The sequence below is a fragment of the Meiothermus sp. genome, from assembly GCF_037443965.1.
Lineage (GTDB): Bacteria > Deinococcota > Deinococci > Deinococcales > Thermaceae > Meiothermus.
The window spans coordinates 82,372-100,624 of the sequence record NZ_JBBINI010000002.1 but is presented as its reverse complement, the minus strand read 5'-3'; the positions used below and the strand labels follow the sequence as shown (position 1 = coordinate 100,624).

Genomic DNA, 18,253 nt, shown 5'->3' with positions numbered 1-18,253 from the left:
GCGCGGATGGGAGGTGCGCGATGCTGACTTTGTACTTGCTGGCAGGCTTCGCCACCGTGCTGTCGCTCTTGGCCTTCCTCATCTCCCGCGAGGCCAACCGCATCGTGACCGTGGCGGCGCTGGTGCTGGCAGGTTTGTTCTGTCTGGTGGACTGGGGCCAGACCGTGGAGGCCTTTGGGGGCCTTTACCGCTTTGATACCCTGGCCCGCGGCCTGACCCTGGTGGCCATTCTGGGGGGGTTGTGGGCACTTTTGCTGGGGCCTGCTAAGAAATTTGAATACCCCTTGCTGGTGCTGTTTGCGGTAGCGGGTATGCACATCATGGCCAGCAGCCCCAACCTGGTGGTGCTGCTGATTGCCCTGGAGGCTTTCTCGCTGCCGCTGTACGTACTGGCCACCTGGCAGCGCGATGAGAAAGGTTTTGAGGCAGGCCTGAAATACTTCCTGCTGGGGGCGTTGGGGGCGGCCATGTTCCTCTATGGGATCGCGCTCTACTACGGCGCGACCGGGAGCTTTACGGTGGGCGCGACCGGCTCGGGGCCGCTCTACATGGCCGGGTTGTTTCTGATTATGGCGGCTTTTGCTTTCAAGACCGCCATGGTGCCCTTCCAGTGGTGGTCGCCGGACGTTTACCAGGGGAGCCCCACGGTGGTTACCCTCTTTATGGCCACAGCGGTTAAGGCAGCGGCTTTTGCGGCCATGCTGCGCATCTTTACCCCCGAGGGCCTGGAGGCCTGGGGTATCGGGATGGCCGTCCTCATTGCCCTCACCACCCTCTTTGGGAACCTGGGGGCTCTTTCCCAGACCGAGGCCAAGCGGCTTTTTGCTTACTCCTCTATCGCCAATGCCGGCTACATCGGCCTGGGACTGTTTGGCCCCACCGGGCAGGCCACCGTACCGTTTTATCTGCTGACCTACGGATTGGCCACCGGCCTGATTTTTGCGGTGCTCTCCATGCTCTCCAACCAGGATGTGCCGCTCGAGCGTCTGCGGGGCTTGTGGTACCGCAAACCCCTGCTGGGCGGGGCCTTGGGGCTGGGCATTCTTTCGGTGCTGGGGCTGCCCCCGCTGGCTGGGTTCTGGGCCAAGTACCTGGTCTTCCAGGAGGCGGCCCGGGCCGGGTTCTTCGGACTGGTGGTGCTGGCCCTCATCACCTCGGCCATTGGCGCTTACTACTACCTCAAGACCTTCTTCCTGATTTTTAGCCAGCCCACGCCGGCCCAGGAAGCCGAAGACCGCGAAGCCGAGGCGGCCCTGGCCCAGTACGGTAGCTCGGAAGCACCGGGTATGCCGGTGACTGCAGCCCCCCTAGGCCTGACCCAGGCCCTGATGGCCCCCGCGACGCGGACGGGCCTGCCCGCGGTGGGGATGCTAGTGGGAGCCATGGCCCTGTTGGGTCTGCTCTCGCTGCTGCCGGGGCTGGGCTTGCGGGCCTTCAGCGCGGGGCTGACCCCGGCGGTAGCGGCTGTAACCATCACCGGACCTGCGGATGGTTCGACCCTGGCATTGGGTAGCCATACCCTGCAGGGGGCCGGCCAACCAGGGGAGACCCTCGAGCTCTTCGACAACGGCGCGGCCCTTGGCACTGTAACGGTAGGCCCCGATGGGCGCTGGAGCTTTACGCTCCCGCCCCTGACCCCCGGTGCACATACCTACGAGGCCCGTCGCCCTGGACAGATGACCGGGGCCAGCGTCCGCGTGACCGCCGCGCTTCCGGCGGAACCTGCCTTTACGGGGCCTGCGGATGGGGCCTCGGTTTCGGCCTCGGGTTTTGTCCTCCGGGGTGTGGCCGCGCCCGGCCAGGTGGTGGAAATCTTCGAGGACGGCGCCAGCCTGGGCCGGGTCACGGCCGACGCCAACGGCCAGTGGAGCCTGAATGTGCCGCCCCCTCCCAGCGGAACGCGGGTCTACGAGGTGCGGGCCGAAGGGGCCGCCTCCGGGGCCCGCATCTCCATACAGGTGCCCGAGGCCCAGGCCGGGGCTGCCTGCAACCTAGACTTTGCCCTCTCGAACCTTCAGGCCGGGGGTACGGTCTCGAGGCCCTTCCGCTTTGGCGGGGTGGGCTCGGCCAGCAGCTATACCGTTCTGGTCAAGCGTGGGGATCGGGTTATTGGGCGCAAAGACCTACCCTTGAGCGCTGCCTGCGGCTGGAGCTACTTCTCCGACCCCGGCCCAGGTCAGATTACCTACGAGGTACGCCCAACCGGGGTGCCCGAGGCCGAGCCGCCCCTCATCACCATCTCGCTCAAGGTGCAGTAGACCTTTTGGTAGCGTAGGGGTGCATTGGTTTGCGCCCCTACGCTTATTTTGTACACATGCACATCGCAGTCTTTGGGGCCTCTAGAGGGATTGGGCTTCAGGTTGTACAGCAAGCCTTGGCGCAGGGGCACACCGTAACAGCTTTTGCCAGAAGCCCTTCGTTCCCCCATCATCCCAGCCTCAAAGTTGTCCAGGGCGATGTGTTCGACCTCGAGGCCGTCTCCAAAGCTGTGCAGGGCCAGGAGGCGGTGGTGATTGCCCTGGGTGCAGGCAATAAAGCCGCAGACCAAACCCGCAGCCAGGGGACGGCCCACATCGTGCGGGCCATGCAGCAGCACGGGGTGCGGCGGGTAGTGGCGGTGAGTTCGTTTGGGGTGGGGGATAGCCGCAAAGGCTTAATTGCCAACGCTGCATGGCTCTTTCTCAGGGCAGCGCTGGAGGAGCACGAGCGCCAGGAGAAGACCTTGATGGAAAGTGGGTTGGACTGGACCATCGTGCGGCCTACCGGCCTGACCAACGAGGCCAAAACAGGGGCCTACAAAATCGGCAGCAGCGGGCGGGGGAGAATCTCGAGGGCCGATGTGGCTGACTTTATCCTTAGGTCGCTGGCCGACCCAGACTTCATTGGAAAAGCCCTGGTGATCAGCGATTAGGGGTCTTGCCGGTGGGTTCTTGCCGTGTCATACCGTTTCCGCTTGAATCCTTCACCGTTGGACGTAGTCATAGGTGAAGGATTCAAGCCGACCGAAGGGAGTAGAAAAGCATTTCGGCAGTATCGTTTAGGCTTGTCAAAGTGAACGATACTGCCGAAATGCGTATCAAAAGCTTCTCTTCCGTTGCTTTTGAATTCAGCCACAACCTCAGGTGAAATGTCCGTGGCGTAACTTGAACCAAGGCAATCTAATTATTCTGCTATCCTAGAACCAATGCAGCCATCATTTTCGCTCCCCAGGGCTTGGAATTTACTTCTGAATTTCGCCTACCAAGAAGCCGCCAGTAGTTTCTTCCCTGGTCTCATCTTGCTGCTGTTGCTTTTTACTCGATTTGTCGAAATTCCAGGCCTCCCGCGCTACGACTTTCTGCTGCTGTGCTGCATTCTTATCCAGATCTGGATGGTCTGGGGCCTTCGGGTCGAGACGGTGGACGAACTCAAAACCATCACCCTTTTCCATGCGATTGCCATGGCCATGGAAATCTACAAGGTCAACCTGGGTTCCTGGGCCTATCCTGGCGATGCCTACTCGAAAGTGCTGGGGGTGCCGCTCTTTGCAGGTTTCATGTATGCGGCTGTCGCCAGCTACATCACCCAGGCCTGGCGTCGCTTGCATCTGCGGCTCGAGAATTTCCCGCCGAGCTGGGTCAACTGGCTGTTTGTGCTGCTGATCTACGGTAACTTTTACACCAATGCCGTTACCTACGACATTCGCTGGTGGATCATCGGAGGCCTCTTTGCGGCATACTGGCGCACCCGCATCTACTTCAGCCTGTCGGAAAAACCCTTTAGCCGCCCCAATACGCTCGTTGCCCCAGCGCACGAGTTCTGGCTGCCGGCCAAACTGGGCTTTTTGTTGGTGGCCTCGTTTATCTGGATCGCCGAGAACATCGGCACCTACCTGGGTGCTTGGCAGTACCCCAACCAAGCCGACGGCTGGGAAATGGTCTCGGTCTCCAAGCTTACCTCTTGGTCTTTGCTCTTTATCGTCAGTTTTGTACTAATTGCCCAGCTCAAGCGCATCAAAGGCCAACGAACTGGTGAGGAAGTGTTTTAGTCCAATACCAACTCTGCGTGTGGGCGGCGCTGTATGAGCCGCCCACTTGCCGCGCCAGGGGGTGCGTCCGTGGGTCTATTCCGCTGCTTTTAGGGTCATTCATGGCAGAGCTGGTATATAAGCGTCTCGGAACCACTCATACGCTGGGCCGTGTAGACCTTTATCCAAACTAGGATAAATTTGCTTCATGAAGTCAAACCGAATTCCCTTGGAGGAGCTTGCCAAACTCCCCAGCTTTGCTGCCGTCACGCCCAGTTGAGATGGGCAGAAGCTTGCATTCTATTGGGACAAAACCGGGCGCTACGAGCTGTATGCAATGGACTTGCACAGCCGCGAGGTCAAGAAGCTCACCGATGGGCAGGTGCCCCGCCAGTTACGGGCCGGTTTCGTCTGCACCAGGGACGATGCCGAGATCATCTTTGCGAAAGACAAAGACGGCGACGAGCAAAACAATCTCTTCAAGCTGCACCTGGCCACGGCCAACGTGGTGCAGATGAACGACAGCCCTAAAACACAGGAATATGCCGGCCCAATGCACCCCGACAACACCTGCATGGCCGTGATGTCCAACCAGGCTGGACAGATGAACGTGTTTGCCCTCGACCTCAAGCACAAAACCCACGAGTGGAAACAGCTCACCCAATTCAAAGCCCCTGCCTTCGCGGTTGGCTGGAGCCCCGATGGCCGGTGGCTGGCGGTTATCTTGAACGAATCACCCAACCTGAAAAACCAGGACAGCTACCTGGTGCGTGATGACGGCTCGGAGATACACAGAATTCTCTCGCTCAAGGAGGGCTCGAGGGACAATGTGGCCGACTGGCACCCAGATGGAAAGCGCCTGGCCTTCACCTCCGATGTTTTGGGTTCCAACCGGGCCGGGATTCTGCACCTCGAGACCGGTGAGGTTCGCTGGCTTAGCCCGGAGCAAAGTGACGCCGAAGAGTACGCCGAGAGCTTTTCAAAAAATGGCGAGTGGCTGGCCGTTATCCGTAACCGCCACTCGGCCATGATGCCGGTGCTCTACCACGTAGAAACCGGACAGGCCCGGGTGCCTAGGCTGCCGGAGGGCATCGCGGTGGGTAGCAGTTTTGTGCTGGGGGATAGCAAACTCTTGGTTTTGCTCACCTCGGCTACCCGTCGTCCCGAGCTAATTTTGTACGACCTGGCCAGCGATACCTACGAAGTGTTGCTGCCCGCCGAATACGGCTCGATAGACCCCTCGGTATTCGTGGAGGACGAGCATATCTGGTACCAAAGCTACGACGGGCGCAAAGTGCCCGCCCTGCTCTACAAACCCCTGAGATAAGTTTAGATATGGAATGCGTATGAAACCTGAGGTAACAATCGTGGCAAGCAGAAATCGGTATTCTTTAGCTCATGTGGGATCTCGTCATCATCGGAGCAGGGCCGGTTGGACTGGCGGCAGCTATCGAGGCCAGACGCGCCAACATTCGCACGGTCGTTTTGGAAAAAGGAACCCTGGTGAACACCATCTATCGCTGGCCCAAAGAAACCATCTTCTTCAGCGAAGCCAAGAACATCGAGATCGGGGGCCATCCCTTCCCTTCGCTGGCACCCAAGCCCACCCGCCGCGAAGCCTTGCAATACTACCGTCGAGTAGCCGAAAACGAAGAACTGAATATCCGCACCTACACAGAAGCCACCTCAATCCACCCAGACTTGGGTAGGTTCAAGGTGGGCTACCGCGACCGCGATGGGGAAGGTGAGCTGAAGAGCCGCTATGTGCTGGTTGCTACGGGCTACTACGACAACCCCAACCGCCTGGGGGTGCCGGGGGAGGATCTACCCCACGTGCGCTATGGCCTAGACGAAAACCTGCCGTACTGGAACCAGAAGGTGGTCGTGGTAGGGGGTTCTAACAGCGCGGTAGAGGCGGCCCTCGAGCTCTATCGCTCCGGAGCCAGAGTTACGGTAGTTCACCACGGGGCTGAAATCCGTCCCAGGGTAAAGTACTGGCTCAAGCCCGACTTCGAGAACCGGGTTAAGGAAGGCTCCATCAAGCTCCTGCTCAATGCTAGGGTGCGGGAGATCACCCCGCGTGAAGTACATGTTGAGACCTCGAGCTTGGATAGCCCCCTCCAGCTCCCTTCTGATTTTGTGCTTATTCACATCGGCTATAGAGCTGTAGATGGGCTATTGCGCCGGGCTGGGGTGGCCTACCGGGGCGATGCGCCGGTGCTCACCGAGGCTCACGAGACCAGCCTCGAGGGCCTCTTTGTGGCCGGAAGCGCGGGGTATGGCACCGATACCCGTACGGTGTTTATCGAGAACGGTCGAGAGCATGCGAGAAGAGCCGTGCAAGAGATGGCCGCGCGCATGCAGAGGGTGAGTGGCTCAATTGTGTGAGCCTTGACACGGTATACCAAACACCCGTAAACTCTTTCACAAGATGCTACTGCCAAGCAGCCTAATCCTAGTGGTAGTAGGCCTAATTACCGGGCCTACGGGGGATTTGGTGTAGCGAAGAGCCTAGAAGCGCATCCTAAAGCCCCCCGAACCACCGGGGGGCGGTTTTTTGAAGAACAGGAGAGACTATGAACGGAGCCGCCGCTATCCTCAAAGCCCTGGAAAAGCAGGGTGTGGACATCATCTTCGGGCATCCGGGGGGCACCATCATGCCCACCTACGATGCCCTCTACGACTCACCTATCCGTCACGTGCTGGTGCGGCACGAGCAGGGGGGGGTGCACGCGGCCACTGCCTATGCACGGGCCTCGGGCCGGGTGGGGGTCTGCATGGCTACCTCGGGGCCGGGGGCTTTGAACCTGGTCACGGGACTGCAGGATGCCCTGATGGATTCTACGCCTGTTGTTGCCCTCACCGGCAACGTCCCCCAGGCCCTCATTGGCACCGATGCTTTCCAGGAAGCGGATGTGGTGGGCATTACCCAGCCGGTGACCAAGCACAACATACAGGTACGCAACGTCAACGATATTCCTCGGGTGATCGCCGAGGCCTTCTATATTGCCTCCACTGGACGGCCTGGCCCGGTGCTGATTGATTTTCCCAAAGATGTTCAACAAGCCGAGTTTGGCGGAACCTTTGATGTAGAAGTGGATCTGCCAGGCTATAAACCCACCTTCAAAGGACACCCCCGCCAGATTGAGCGGGCGCTGGAAGCTCTGCAAAAAGCCGAAAAGCCAATCTTGATGGTAGGGGGAGGGGCACAAAATGCGGCCTCCGAGATCATAACCTTTGCCGAAAAATCGGGCATCCCGGTGATTCCAACCTTGATGGGACTGGGGGCTTTTCCTGGAACCCATCCGCAGTGCCTGGGGATGCCGGGGATGCACGGCTCGGTCGCAGCCAACCGGGCCATCCACCACGCCGATACCATTCTGGCCATTGGGCTGCGTTTTGACGACCGGGTGACCGGCAAGGTTTCGCGCTTTGCCCCTAATGCCCACACCATTATCCATGTGGACATTGACCCTGCCGAGATTGGCAAACTGGTCAAGACCGCCATTCCGGTGGTGGGCGACGCCAAATGGGTGGCGGCAGAGATGACCAAGGGAGCCCAAAAGCTGAGTATTGCCAAATGGTGGGGGCAACTAGAAGAGTGGAGGAGCAAACACCCCTTTGCCTGGAAGCCCAAGCCCCACCTGCAAAGCCAGGAAGTGATCCAGGCTTTCTGGGAGGCCACCCAGGGTAAGGCGGTGGTGACTTCTGGGGTGGGGCAGCACCAGATGTTTGCGGCCCAGTTCTACAAGTTCGATGCGCCTCGTTCCTGGATCAACTCCGGTGGCCTGGGAACCATGGGGGTGGGTTTGCCCTTTGCGATTGGAGCGGCACTGGCCCGTCCCAACGAAACCGTCATTGATTTCGATGGCGATGGCAGCTTTCAGATGACCTTGCAAGAGTTAGCCACCCTCAAAAAGCACAACCTGAATGTCAAGATCGTAATTCTCAACAACGGTTTTTTGGGCATGGTGCGACAGTGGCAAGACTTGTTCCATGCCAAGCGTTACAGCGAGGTCTACCTGGCCGACTCCAACCCCGACTTTGCCAAGCTGGCCGAAGCCTATGGCATCAAGGGTATCACCCTTACTGACAAGACCAAACTTCACGAGACTGTCAAGGAAGTGTTGAGCCATCCAGGCCCGGTGCTCTTGGAGGCAAGGGTCTACCACGAAGAGGGGGTGTTCCCCATGATTCCTTCCGGGGGTGCTGCGGAGGACATGATTATCGAGAACCCAAGGGAGACAGTGGCGGGCTGAAGCCTTTAGCCCATAGCTGATCACCAAAATCCACCCGTTCCCAGCCATTCGCTATTGGCTATCCGCAATGTAAGCAAAATCGGAGATTGCTCATGAGACACTTGGTTTCTGTGCTGGTTCAGGACAACCCCGGCGTTCTGCAACGCATTTCGGGCCTGATCGCCCGGCGGGGCTTCAACATCGAATCGCTTGCGGTGGGGCGCACCCACCAGGAAGGGCTTTCACGGATTTCACTGGTGGTTTCAGGTGACGATGCGGTTTTAGAGCAGGTTGAAAAGCAGCTCAACCGATTGATTGAGGTCATTAAAGTAACCGACCACTCCGAACCTCATGTCGAGCGCGAACTTGCGCTGGTCAAGGTGAGTATCGCTGGGATGGAGGAAAGGCTCGAGATCAAGGATATTGCCGAGGCTTTCCGCGCCCGGATCGTAGATGTGGCCAAAAAGTCTATCATCTTCGAACTCACCGGCGACTCCCACAAGATCACCACCTTTGTGGAGGCCATGCGGCCTTATGGTCTGTTGGAGGTCATGCGCTCGGGCGCGGTAGGGATGTCTAGGGGTGAGCAGGTGCTCAAGGTACGCGAAAAGAAAGCTGTCTAGGATGGGCATAGTCCCATCTTTTGTTTTGTGTGAAGAAGTTGAAGAGCTATCCTTCGACCTTCGATGAGGAGAAAAGAATGAAGATTTATTACGACCAGGACGCAGACATCGGCTTCATTAAAGACAAGACCGTTGCCATCCTAGGCTTTGGTTCACAGGGCCACGCCCATGCCCTGAACCTGCGCGATTCGGGTATCAAAGTGGTGGTGGGACTCAGGCCGGGAAGCCGTAACGAAGAGAAAGCCAAAAAAGCAGGACTGGAAGTCCGGTCGGTAGCAGAAGCGGTCAAGAAAGCCGATGTGGTGATGATCCTGTTACCGGATGAAACCCAGGGTGGGGTGTACAAAGCCGAGGTGGAGCCCAACCTTAAGGAAGGGGCCGCGATTGCCTTTGCCCATGGCTTCAACATCCACTTTGGTCAGATTAAACCGCGTCACGACCTAGATGTGTTTATGGTAGCGCCCAAAGGCCCTGGCCACCTAGTGCGCTCGGAGTACGAGAAAGGCTCGGGGGTGCCCTCGCTGGTGGCGGTTTATCAGGATGCCTCGGGCTCGGCCTTCCCGACCGCGCTGGCCTATGCCAAGGCCAACGGCGGAACCCGCGCTGGCACCATCGCCACTACCTTCAAGGACGAGACCGAGACGGATCTGTTTGGGGAACAAACCGTGCTGTGCGGTGGCCTGACCCAGCTCATTGCAGCGGGCTTTGAGACCCTAGTGGAAGCCGGATATCCGCCTGAAATGGCCTACTTCGAATGCTTGCACGAGGTTAAGCTGATTGTAGACCTGATCTACGAGTCGGGATTTGCCGGAATGCGCTATAGCATCTCCAACACCGCCGAGTACGGCGACTATACCCGTGGCCCCATGGTGGTCAACCGCGAGGAGACCAAGGCCCGCATGCGCGAGGTGCTGCGCCAGATTCAGCAGGGCGAGTTTGCCCGTGATTGGATGCTGGAAAACGTGGTGGGCCAGCCCACCCTGAACGCCAACCGCAACTACTGGAAAGATCACCCCATCGAGCAGGTGGGCCCCAAGCTGCGAGCCATGATGCCTTTCCTCAAGTCCAGGTTCACGAAGGAAGAGGTTGGTAGCTGACCAAGGTCGGCAGAACGGGAGGTTGTATGCGGCACATCCGAATTTTCGATACCACCCTGCGGGACGGCGAGCAGAGCCCCGGCGTAGCCCTTTCGCTCCAGCAAAAGCTGGAAATTGCCCACGGTCTGGCCCGGCTGAATGTAGACATTATCGAGGCGGGGTTCCCGGTCAATGGAGCCAGTGAGTTCGAGTGCGTGTCGCGCATTGCCAGCGAGGTCAAGGGGCCGGTGATTTGCGGTTTGGCTCGCACCCATAAGGTGGACATTGAGCGGGCAGCAGCAGCGCTGGAAAGGGCTGAGAAACGCCGCATTCATGTATTTACCAGTGCCTCCAAAGTGCATCTGGAGTACATGCTCAAGAAAACCCCCGAGCAAATCCTCGAGCTCTCGGAGGAGATGGTGCGCTATGCGCGGCAATTTACCGACGATGTGGAATTTAGTGCCCAAGACGTGATGCGGGCCGACTTCGACTTTGTCATGAAACTTTACGATGCCGCCATTGCCGCAGGTGCAACCACCATCAATATTCCCGACACCACCGGTTATGGCACCCCGCAGGAATATGGAACCTTGATCGGGCGTATCTACAAGGATGTGGTGCGTGGGCGGGACGTGCACATTTCAGCCCACTGCCACGACGACCTGGGCATGGCCACTGCCAATAGCCTGGCTGCTGTTGAGAACGGGGCCACCCAGATCGAATGCACCATCAATGGGATCGGAGAGCGGGCAGGGAACACCGCTCTAGAGGAAGTGGTAATGGCCATATATGTGCGACGTGACCATTATAAGGCCCACACCCACATCAATACCCGTGAACTTTACCGCATGAGCCGGATGGTAGAGCGCTATACCGGCATGGTGGTGCAGTCTAATAAGGCTATTGTGGGGGACAATGCTTTTGCCCACGAGTCGGGTATCCACCAAGATGGTGTGATAAAAAACAAAGAGACCTACGAGATCATGAATGCTGAGCTGGTGGGCCGTCAGGCTGCGGTGCTGGTACTGGGCAAACACTCAGGGCGGGCAGCGGTAAAGAAAGCCCTCGCTGACCTGGGCTACAGGCTGGACGACTCACAGATTGGTACGGTGTTCTCGCGTTTCCGCGAGATCGTCGAGCGTAAAGGCCCCATCGAGACTGAGGAATTGCGGGCACTGGTAGAGAGTGAGGCAGTGTCTGCGCCGCACCTGTTTGCGCTAGAAAAACTTCAATTTTTCTCCGGCTATGGGATGCTCCCTACCGCAACAGTGAGCTTGGAAACACCCAAGGGGGTGGTGACCACCACCGCGATAGGCGACGGGCCGGTGGACGCGGTGTATAAGGCCTTATCGGAGGCCATCGGGTTCAAACCGGATCTCGAGCTGTACCGGGTGGAGTCGGTGACTGGGAGCACCGAGGCTTTGGGCGAGGTCACGGTCAAGCTCAAGCTGGGTGAGGTGATGGCCACCGGGCACGGAATTTCGCCGGACATCATCGAGGCTTCGGCGCGGGCTTACCTGGATGCCGCCAACAAGCTGGCCGCGGGGCAGTCGGCGCGGCACCCGAGGTCGCTCGAGGAAGTGCAGCGTTCGGGTTTGGGTAAGTAACCATGATCGAAATCCTCGACACCACCCTCCGCGACGGCACCCAGGGCGAAGCAGTCAATCTGTCCTCGGACGACAAGATCGCCATCGCCAAGCGCCTGGCGGCTTTCGGGATTCCCCTCATCGAGGGGGGCTGGCCGGGCAGCAACCCCAAGGATGCCGAGTTCTTCGCCCGCATGAAGGGGGTAGACCTGGGGAATAGCCGGCTCTGCGCCTTTGGCTCCACCCGGCGCAAGGGGGTGCGGCCCGAGGACGATCCCTCGGTTCAGGCCATGCTGGCGGCGGCCACCCCGGTGGTCACGGTGGTGGCCAAGAGCTGGGACTTTCACGTGATCCACGCGCTCGAGGTCTCTCTGGAAGAGAACCTGCGCATGATCGAGGAGACCTACCGCTACCTGGTCAAGGAGGGCAGGCGGGTGATCCACGACGCCGAGCACTTCTTTGACGGCTTCAAGGCCAACCGGGGCTACGCCCTGGCCACCCTCGAGGCCGCCGTGCGGGGTGGGGCCGACACCTTATGCCTGTGCGATACCAACGGGGGCAGCCTGCCCGAGGAGGTCTTTGAGATCACCCAGGTCGTGCGCCAGGCTTTCCCCGGGGTGACAATCGGGATTCACCCCCACAACGACGCGGAGCTGGCAGTGGCCAACGCCCTGGCCGCAGTGCGGGCCGGGGCCACCCATGTGCAGGGCACCATCAACGGCTACGGCGAGCGCTGTGGCAACCTGAACCTGACCAGCGCCATCCCCAACCTGATGCTGAAGTACGGCCTGCCGCTCCAGGGGCTTACCCCCGAAAAACTCACCGAGCTGCGCGAGGTCTCGCACTTTGTGGACGAGCGGGCCAACCTAGCCCCCAACCTCCGCGCCCCCTACGTGGGGGATGCGGCTTTTGCCCACAAGGGCGGCATCCACGTCTCGGCGGTACTCAAAGACCCGCGCACCTACGAGCACGTGCCGCCCGAGGCGGTGGGCAATAACCGCCGGGTGCTGGTCTCCGACCTCTCGGGCCGAAGCAACCTGCTGGCCAAGCTGGCCGAATCGGGCGTCAATGTGCCCAAGGAGATGGCCGGGGCCCTGCTGGAAGAGGTCAAGCAGCTCGAGCACGCCGGCTACTCGTTTGAAGGGGCCGAGGCCAGCTTCTACCTGCTGGCCCACAAGCTGCGGGGCGGCCGCATGCCCTTCAGCGTGGAAGGCTTCACGGTATTTGTGCACGTCAACGACGCCAACCCCGAGACCCCCACCTGGGCCGAGGCCACGGTGCGGGTCAAGGTGGGCGAGACCCTCCAGCACACCGCCGCCGAAAGCCAGCATGGACCGGTCTCGGCGCTGGACAAAGCCTTCCGTAAGGCCATTGAGCCCTTTTACCCCGAGATCGCCGAGATCGAGCTTTGCGATTACAAGGTGCGCATCCTTTCGGGCCAGGAGGCCGGTACGGCCTCGGGGGTGCGGGTCATGATCGAGATGCACCGCGCCGGGGAGCGCTGGAGCACTGTGGGGGCCAGTAAAAACAACCTCGAGGCCTCTCTCAAAGCCCTGACCGATGGCTACGCCTATGCCTTGGTGAAGAGCCAGCCGATTCCCCAGGATTAGATTGGCTAGCTGAAAATGCACAACCCCCAGGTGGGTAACCTGGGGGTTGCCCGGCTTTGGCTTACTTCAGCTCGACTTTGGCACCTGCGTCCTCGAGCTGCTTTTTGATCTTCTCAGCTTCCTCTTTGGAAACCCCTTCCTTGACGTTGCCGCCCGCTTCGGCCAGGTCCTTGGCCTCTTTCAAGCCCAGGCCGGTGATGGCGCGAAGTTCCTTGATCACGTTGAGCTTTTGTGCGCCGGCGTCCTTGAGAACCACATCGAACTCGGTCTTTTCTTCGGCGGCCGGTGCGGCAGCGCCAGCGGCAGCCCCCGGCATGGCCACGGCCACCGGAGCAGCGGCGGTCACACCCCACTCCTCCTTGAGTTCGTCAATCAGTTGCTTGAGTTCCAGCACGGTTGCGCCAGAGAGTTGGGATTTGATAGCAGCGATATCGAGAGCCATTTTTTTCCTCCTGCTGGGCCTAAGCGGCCTCTAGTTTCTGAACCTGGGCCTCCAAGATGCCCACCAATTCCTGCGCCTTTGCCCCCAGCACACCCACGAAGTTGGACATCGTAGCGGACAGCACACCGACCAGTTCGGCTTGCAGTTCCTTTTGGCTGGGCAGATCGGCCAGGGCCTCTACCTGTTTGCCCGTGAGGGCCTGTCCCGAGAGCACACCCGACTTGAAGGCGGGAATGCCTTTATCGTTCGTCTTGGCGAACTCCTTGAGGGCTTTGGCAGCTCCGGCGGGATCGTTGAAGATCACCACTGCTGAGGGGCCGTTCAGACCTTCGATGGCCGGCAACCCCAGGTCGCTCATGGCTTTGCGGATCAGGGTATTCTTGGCAACGATGATCTCGCCGCCCTTTTCCCGCACCGCTTTGCGGAGCTTGCCGGTAGGGCCGGACTCGAGCCCTTGGTAGTTCACCACGAAGAACGAGCCTTCCGCACCCTTGAGAGTAGCGGTGAGCGCCTCGAGGTTTTCGATGTTGCGCTTGCTAGGCAAAGTTCCTCCTGACTCGGGTATAGGCGTCTGGGTGCTGGAGAGAAAACCTCTACCAAAAACACTGAACACGGACACCAAGCCCGACTGCCTGGTGGGATTAGGGAATCCCAACGGTTTCCGCGAAAAACGCTTCCCTACTAGCGCCTCGGCGACATTTTTAAGGCAAGTGCGCAGCACCTGACCCGTCGCTGTCTATGGCTGCCCTTGCGGTCAAGTATTTGACGCAAGAAGGACACCAAGTGGGGAGTATACAAAATCGCCGGTCAACTGACAAGTCGGGCCGGTGCATTCGATGCTGCTAGAGAGGCTTAGAATAAGCGTGTTTTTGTTTTACAAAAGGGGTTTTCTCGATGACCCGCTACCGCATTCGAACCCGCCCTACCCAGCCCTTTGCCGGCGAGCGCACCCAGGCTGTGCCGGGGCGGGGGCTGGAGTTCTACGAGCTTCGTGGCTATGCCCAGGGTGACGAACCCCGGTTCATAGACTGGCTGGCTTACGCCCGCACCGGCCGGCTCTACACCCGCATGTTCCATGCAGAAGCCCCAGCCCGCTTCACTTTTTTCCTGGATGGCTCGCCCAGCATGCAATTGCTGGGCAAACAAACCTATGCCGAGCGGGTTTTGCGGATGCTGGCCGATTCGGCCAAGTCGGAGGGAGCTTTTATGTGGGGTGGTGGGCGTTACAGAGGCCAGCCTCGTCCGGTAGAGCAGGGGCCCAGGGTGTTGCTGAACTTTCCCCGGCCCAGGGGCGTCACGGTGCTCATCACCGATGGCCTCGACGAGCTGGATTGGTCGCGGCTGCTGCAAAAACTTCGGCATGTGGTACTGGTACAGGTGATGGCCCCCGAAGAACTCGCGCCCGGATTTGCCGAAGCCCTTCTGCACGATGTGGAGGAGGGAGGCCGGATGGAGGTGGGCGAAGCCGAAATACGGGGTTACCAGGAAGCTTTGGAAAAGCATCTTTTGCGTCTGCGGATTACAGCCCGTAGGCTGGGCAGCTACGGGCTGCTCCGCGTAGGTGAACCGGTGGTGCCTGCGCTGCTGCGGCAGGGGGTTTTGGAGGAGCGCTAGGGCTCTACACTGGGATTGAGCGCTTAGCGGTCAAATCATCTGTCCCAGAGAAGACCATTGCTGCCCTGAACCTCGAAAATATGCGTCTACGCCCAGACGCATTCTCGTTTTCACCGGGCAGCTATGTTTGTATAGTGCGCGATAAAGCGGAAATGGACGGCATAGCTCGCAAGGCCACGGCCACAGACTAGACCGAAAAGGTTTCGGGCGGAAGCGCATAGCCCAGGGGCTCGAGCAAAGCAGCGAGGTGAAACTTCTGGAACTCCTCGGGGGGAACATACTCCCCAATCAGGCGGAGGGCCTCCGAGGGCAGGGGTTTGAGTGCCAGAACGCTGTGATAGGGTTGCAGCAAGGCCAGGGGTAGGTTTCCGCCTGCATACAGGATCAGGTCGGCCTGACGGGCGACCACCGTTGCTTGTGCTTCGGCAACCGCCACCACCCCCCGCTGTGGGGCTGGCAGCAGTTCTAAAAAGCTTTCGCCCTCCGGGAAGCTCCGGCTCAGCACCGAGACCTTGGTCAGGCCGCGCAGGCCCTGGGCCAGTTCGGAGCGGATGGGCCCCAGCCACAAGGCCTTGTCGCCAAAGGCATAGCGGCGAATCAGGTTGGCGAGGGCGATGGGCTCGAGGTAGTACCCCCTGGTTCCGGTCACTTCCGGAATCACCAGATCTACCCGCCGGGCTTGCTCGGCTTCGGCCTCGAGGTTCTGAACTGCATCCAGCGCAAGGGCTTGCAAACCGGCGTCCTCAATCACAGCACCCCTAAAGTTAAGCGGTTGAAGGGCCGAGAGGGCCGCTTCCAGGTTGATACCCGGCTGGCTGGCATAAACGAACAGTGGCAAGTTGTGGTGCAACGAAGCGGTTAGGATGGGCTGATACCAGCGGCTCTGCCCCTGGTGCAAAACGGCTAACGGACGGGTTGCAGCATAATCGCGGGCATGCATCGCCCCTAATCTACACCCTGTGATGGGTATATGCGTGGATAATCGGGTTTTCGGCCAGGTCAGCCACAAGGCCAGTAAAAGCCCCTGCTTCGCAGCCGAGGTTGAAGGAGCCGTTCCACTTTCGGCTCGAGGTTTTCTACGCCATCGGCTCACATTTCGGTTAGCACCGAATTTACCCCGTTCTACTCGCTCCTACGTTGTAAGAACGGGCCGCGGGGTTGTGTAATGTAACGTCAGTTCGGAGTTATCCAACAAGCTGAAAAAACTGAGCCGAAGGTTGAAAACCCGTCAATCAGCCTACCGGCATCGTAAAGTCCACCCCTACTGGGTAGGGCGGGGTTTGTTCCGCACCAGTCCATGCCATCACATATTGCATGAACGACCCCGGAACCCACCCCTCCTAGCTGGCCGAAGGACAGCCAGTACCTCCCCTACGCTGTAGGGGGGCTCTAGCGTGAGCCTGCCGTGCCGCACAGGTTTACGCTGCTTTTCTATCTCTGAACTAACGCTAATGCACGCTGTGCCCTAAGCGTTTATTGCTTTTCTTGTTGTTCATACTCTTGCAGAGCGCGTGCTTCGGCGGGAATTCGGATGCCCAGGAGCAGTATTGCATTGAGAACCGTAGCAATGATGGCCGTGATCCAGGCATTGAACACCAGTGGCAAAGAGAGCAGCTCCAAGGCCACCGCGAGGTAGTTGGGGTGGGGGAGGAAGCGGTATGGCCCGCTCGAGACTTTCTGTGCGCCGGGCACGATCAGGATACGGGTATTCCAGTACCGGCCCAGGCTGCTGATGGCCCAGTAACGCAGGCCTTGGGCCAGGACGAATACGGCCAGCCAGAGCCACCAGATGGAAGAGGGTTGGTTGCGCGTCAAGCCTTCGACCAGCCAACCCAACATCCAGCCGACGTGGAGCAGAAAAAAAAGTGGGTAGTGTTCGCGCCCGTACTCCTTGGCACCCTGCGAAAGGGCCCATTTTAGGTTGTTCCGGGCCAGGCGAAGCTCCAGCAAGCGCTGTAGGGCCACAAAGGCCAGGGCAAACCAGATCGCTACCACTCCAAGACAACTCCTTCAGCCGCAAAGCCGGGCCCGAGGGCCAGCAACACCCCAGGGCTGCCGGGGGGTGGTTGCTCGAGCTGGTACATCTGACGGGCCAGCACGAAAAGCACCGTGGGACTGGACATATTGCCGAATTTCCTCAAAACGCAGTGGGAGGCCTCGAGACTTTTTTCATCCACACCCATCCCCTCACGGTAGGCCGTCAAAACCTTGGCCCCGCCGGGGTGAAGGGTCCAGGTCTTCACATCTGGAGCGGTAAGGCCAAAACCCGCCAGCCCGTCCCGGATCAGATGGCCCAACTCCCCTTCTACCAGGGCCGGGATACTTTGGGCAAAGCGCACTTGCAGGCCGTCGGGCACGATGTCCCAACCCATCACCTCATAGCTTTCTGGCAGCAGCCGGCTGAATCCACCCAGCACCTTTGGCCCTGTGCCTGGGCCCGGTTCGCCTGGCCTACCCAATACCACGGCGGCGGCACCGTCGGCGAACAGGCTGGTCGCTACCAGGTTGCTCTTGCTCAGGTCGCCCTGTACGAAGGTCAGGCTGCACAATTCAACCGCTACCATCAGCACATACCCACCGGGATGGTTCAGGGCTATCTCGGCAGCCCTGGCCAGCCCTGCCGAGCCCCCGGCGCAGCCCAGCCCCCAGATGGGGAGGCGGATGGCCGAGAGCGGGAGGCCCAGGCGCTGAACGAGGTGGGCCTCGAGGCTGGGGGTGGCAATTCCGGTGCTGGTAACCAGCACCACAGCCCCTACACGTTTGGGCTCGATGGCCGCGAGCTGTAGGGCTTCACGGCAGGCCTTCTCGCAAAGGTCTAGGGCGGTTTCAAACCACAACTGGTTTTTCTCGGCAAAGCTGTGGGATTGAGTAAACCACTCGAGGGGGGCCGAGAGGTAGCGCGACTCGATGCCGGTGTTCTCGAAAACGCGGATGAGGCGCTCGAGGCCCTGCAGGCGGTCAAACAGGTTCTGCACCAGATCCCGTACTTCAGACTGTCCTACCCGGTGCGGGGGGTTGGCGGTGGCGACGCTGAGAATTCTGGGATGCATAAAGATGC

General features: G+C 59.8%; 16 protein-coding genes. 11 read left to right on the top strand and 5 right to left on the bottom strand.

What is annotated here, in order from left to right; all coding sequences use genetic code 11:
• Nucleotides 1-20: 20 nt before the first annotated feature.
• The 10 genes from WKI89_RS01985 to cimA all read left to right on the top strand — a co-directional run bounded on the left by WKI89_RS01985 (nucleotide 21) and on the right by cimA (nucleotide 13,139).
• Nucleotides 21-2,258: a proton-conducting transporter membrane subunit gene (locus tag WKI89_RS01985; RefSeq protein WP_337867543.1), complete on the top strand. Its 2,238-nt coding sequence runs from the start codon at nucleotides 21-23 to the stop codon at nucleotides 2,256-2,258.
• 56 nt (nucleotides 2,259-2,314) lie between these two features.
• Nucleotides 2,315-2,911: an SDR family oxidoreductase gene (locus tag WKI89_RS01980; RefSeq protein WP_337867542.1), complete on the top strand. Its 597-nt coding sequence runs from the start codon at nucleotides 2,315-2,317 to the stop codon at nucleotides 2,909-2,911.
• Between the two features lie 273 nt (nucleotides 2,912-3,184).
• Complete coding sequence (locus tag WKI89_RS01975) at nucleotides 3,185-4,027, top strand: DUF817 domain-containing protein (RefSeq protein ID WP_337867541.1); 843 nt, start codon at nucleotides 3,185-3,187, stop codon at nucleotides 4,025-4,027.
• Between the two features lie 316 nt (nucleotides 4,028-4,343).
• Nucleotides 4,344-5,333, top strand: coding sequence for a hypothetical protein (locus WKI89_RS01970; protein ID WP_337867540.1), 990 nt, complete (start codon nucleotides 4,344-4,346; stop codon nucleotides 5,331-5,333).
• A 71-nt stretch (nucleotides 5,334-5,404) separates the two neighbouring features.
• Nucleotides 5,405-6,394 (top strand): YpdA family putative bacillithiol disulfide reductase, encoded by a 990-nt coding sequence (locus WKI89_RS01965; RefSeq protein ID WP_337867539.1) that lies wholly within the window; start codon nucleotides 5,405-5,407, stop codon nucleotides 6,392-6,394.
• 188 nt (nucleotides 6,395-6,582) lie between these two features.
• Complete coding sequence (gene ilvB, locus WKI89_RS01960; RefSeq protein ID WP_337867538.1) at nucleotides 6,583-8,265, top strand: biosynthetic-type acetolactate synthase large subunit; 1,683 nt, start codon at nucleotides 6,583-6,585, stop codon at nucleotides 8,263-8,265.
• Nucleotides 8,266-8,357: 92 nt separating this feature from the next.
• Nucleotides 8,358-8,867: an acetolactate synthase small subunit gene (ilvN, locus tag WKI89_RS01955; protein ID WP_337867537.1), complete on the top strand. Its 510-nt coding sequence runs from the start codon at nucleotides 8,358-8,360 to the stop codon at nucleotides 8,865-8,867.
• Nucleotides 8,868-8,905: 38 nt separating this feature from the next.
• The gene (gene ilvC / locus WKI89_RS01950; protein WP_337867615.1) at nucleotides 8,906-9,964 is read left to right on the top strand and encodes a ketol-acid reductoisomerase; all 1,059 of its coding nucleotides are present in this window, start codon (nucleotides 8,906-8,908) and stop codon (nucleotides 9,962-9,964) included.
• Nucleotides 9,965-9,990: 26 nt separating this feature from the next.
• Nucleotides 9,991-11,550: a 2-isopropylmalate synthase gene (locus tag WKI89_RS01945; protein WP_337867536.1), complete on the top strand. Its 1,560-nt coding sequence runs from the start codon at nucleotides 9,991-9,993 to the stop codon at nucleotides 11,548-11,550.
• Nucleotides 11,551-11,552: 2 nt separating this feature from the next.
• Entirely contained in the window at nucleotides 11,553-13,139 is a 1,587-nt protein-coding gene (gene cimA / locus WKI89_RS01940) for a citramalate synthase (RefSeq protein ID WP_337867535.1), read from the top strand.
• 61 nt (nucleotides 13,140-13,200) lie between these two features.
• Here the strand turns inward: cimA and rplL are convergent, their stop codons facing one another.
• On the bottom strand, nucleotides 13,201-13,581 hold the full coding sequence (rplL, locus tag WKI89_RS01935; RefSeq protein ID WP_337867534.1) for a 50S ribosomal protein L7/L12: 381 nt from the start codon (nucleotides 13,579-13,581) through the stop codon (nucleotides 13,201-13,203).
• Nucleotides 13,582-13,600: 19 nt separating this feature from the next.
• A complete protein-coding gene (gene rplJ / locus WKI89_RS01930) occupies nucleotides 13,601-14,125 on the bottom strand; it encodes a 50S ribosomal protein L10 (protein WP_337867533.1) in 525 nt (174 codons plus the stop codon).
• 350 nt (nucleotides 14,126-14,475) lie between these two features.
• On the opposite strand from rplJ, the gene WKI89_RS01925 reads away from it, so the two are divergent.
• Complete coding sequence (locus WKI89_RS01925; RefSeq protein WP_337867532.1) at nucleotides 14,476-15,195, top strand: DUF58 domain-containing protein; 720 nt, start codon at nucleotides 14,476-14,478, stop codon at nucleotides 15,193-15,195.
• Nucleotides 15,196-15,382: 187 nt separating this feature from the next.
• On the opposite strand, the gene WKI89_RS01920 is transcribed toward WKI89_RS01925, so the two are convergent.
• From WKI89_RS01920 to WKI89_RS01910, 3 genes are all read right to left on the bottom strand, one after another.
• Nucleotides 15,383-16,135 (bottom strand): hypothetical protein, encoded by a 753-nt coding sequence (locus WKI89_RS01920; protein ID WP_337867531.1) that lies wholly within the window; start codon nucleotides 16,133-16,135, stop codon nucleotides 15,383-15,385.
• A gap of 533 nt (nucleotides 16,136-16,668) precedes the next feature.
• On the bottom strand, nucleotides 16,669-17,190 hold the full coding sequence (locus WKI89_RS01915) for an isoprenylcysteine carboxylmethyltransferase family protein (RefSeq protein ID WP_337867530.1): 522 nt from the start codon (nucleotides 17,188-17,190) through the stop codon (nucleotides 16,669-16,671).
• A complete protein-coding gene (locus WKI89_RS01910) occupies nucleotides 17,184-18,245 on the bottom strand; it encodes a stilbene synthase (protein ID WP_337867529.1) in 1,062 nt (353 codons plus the stop codon). Before WKI89_RS01910 ends, WKI89_RS01915 begins: the two co-directional genes overlap by 7 nt.
• Nucleotides 18,246-18,253: the final 8 nt, after the last annotated feature.

What these genes read in the sequence shown, in the direction of transcription:
- WKI89_RS01985 (WP_337867543.1), top strand. Translation starts at nt 21, where the DNA reads ATGCTGACTTTGTACTTGCTGGCAGGCTTCGCCACCGTGCTGTCGCTC.
- WKI89_RS01980 (WP_337867542.1), top strand. Translation starts at nt 2,315, where the DNA reads ATGCACATCGCAGTCTTTGGGGCCTCTAGAGGGATTGGGCTTCAGGTT.
- WKI89_RS01975 (WP_337867541.1), top strand. Translation starts at nt 3,185, where the DNA reads ATGCAGCCATCATTTTCGCTCCCCAGGGCTTGGAATTTACTTCTGAAT.
- WKI89_RS01970 (WP_337867540.1), top strand. Translation starts at nt 4,344, where the DNA reads ATGGACTTGCACAGCCGCGAGGTCAAGAAGCTCACCGATGGGCAGGTG.
- WKI89_RS01965 (WP_337867539.1), top strand. Translation starts at nt 5,405, where the DNA reads ATGTGGGATCTCGTCATCATCGGAGCAGGGCCGGTTGGACTGGCGGCA.
- ilvB (WP_337867538.1), top strand. Translation starts at nt 6,583, where the DNA reads ATGAACGGAGCCGCCGCTATCCTCAAAGCCCTGGAAAAGCAGGGTGTG.
- ilvN (WP_337867537.1), top strand. Translation starts at nt 8,358, where the DNA reads ATGAGACACTTGGTTTCTGTGCTGGTTCAGGACAACCCCGGCGTTCTG.
- WKI89_RS01945 (WP_337867536.1), top strand. Translation starts at nt 9,991, where the DNA reads ATGCGGCACATCCGAATTTTCGATACCACCCTGCGGGACGGCGAGCAG.
- cimA (WP_337867535.1), top strand. Translation starts at nt 11,553, where the DNA reads ATGATCGAAATCCTCGACACCACCCTCCGCGACGGCACCCAGGGCGAA.
- rplL (WP_337867534.1), bottom strand. Translation starts at nt 13,581, where the DNA reads ATGGCTCTCGATATCGCTGCTATCAAATCCCAACTCTCTGGCGCAACC.
- WKI89_RS01925 (WP_337867532.1), top strand. Translation starts at nt 14,476, where the DNA reads ATGACCCGCTACCGCATTCGAACCCGCCCTACCCAGCCCTTTGCCGGC.
- WKI89_RS01920 (WP_337867531.1), bottom strand. Translation starts at nt 16,135, where the DNA reads ATGCATGCCCGCGATTATGCTGCAACCCGTCCGTTAGCCGTTTTGCAC.
- WKI89_RS01910 (WP_337867529.1), bottom strand. Translation starts at nt 18,245, where the DNA reads ATGCATCCCAGAATTCTCAGCGTCGCCACCGCCAACCCCCCGCACCGG.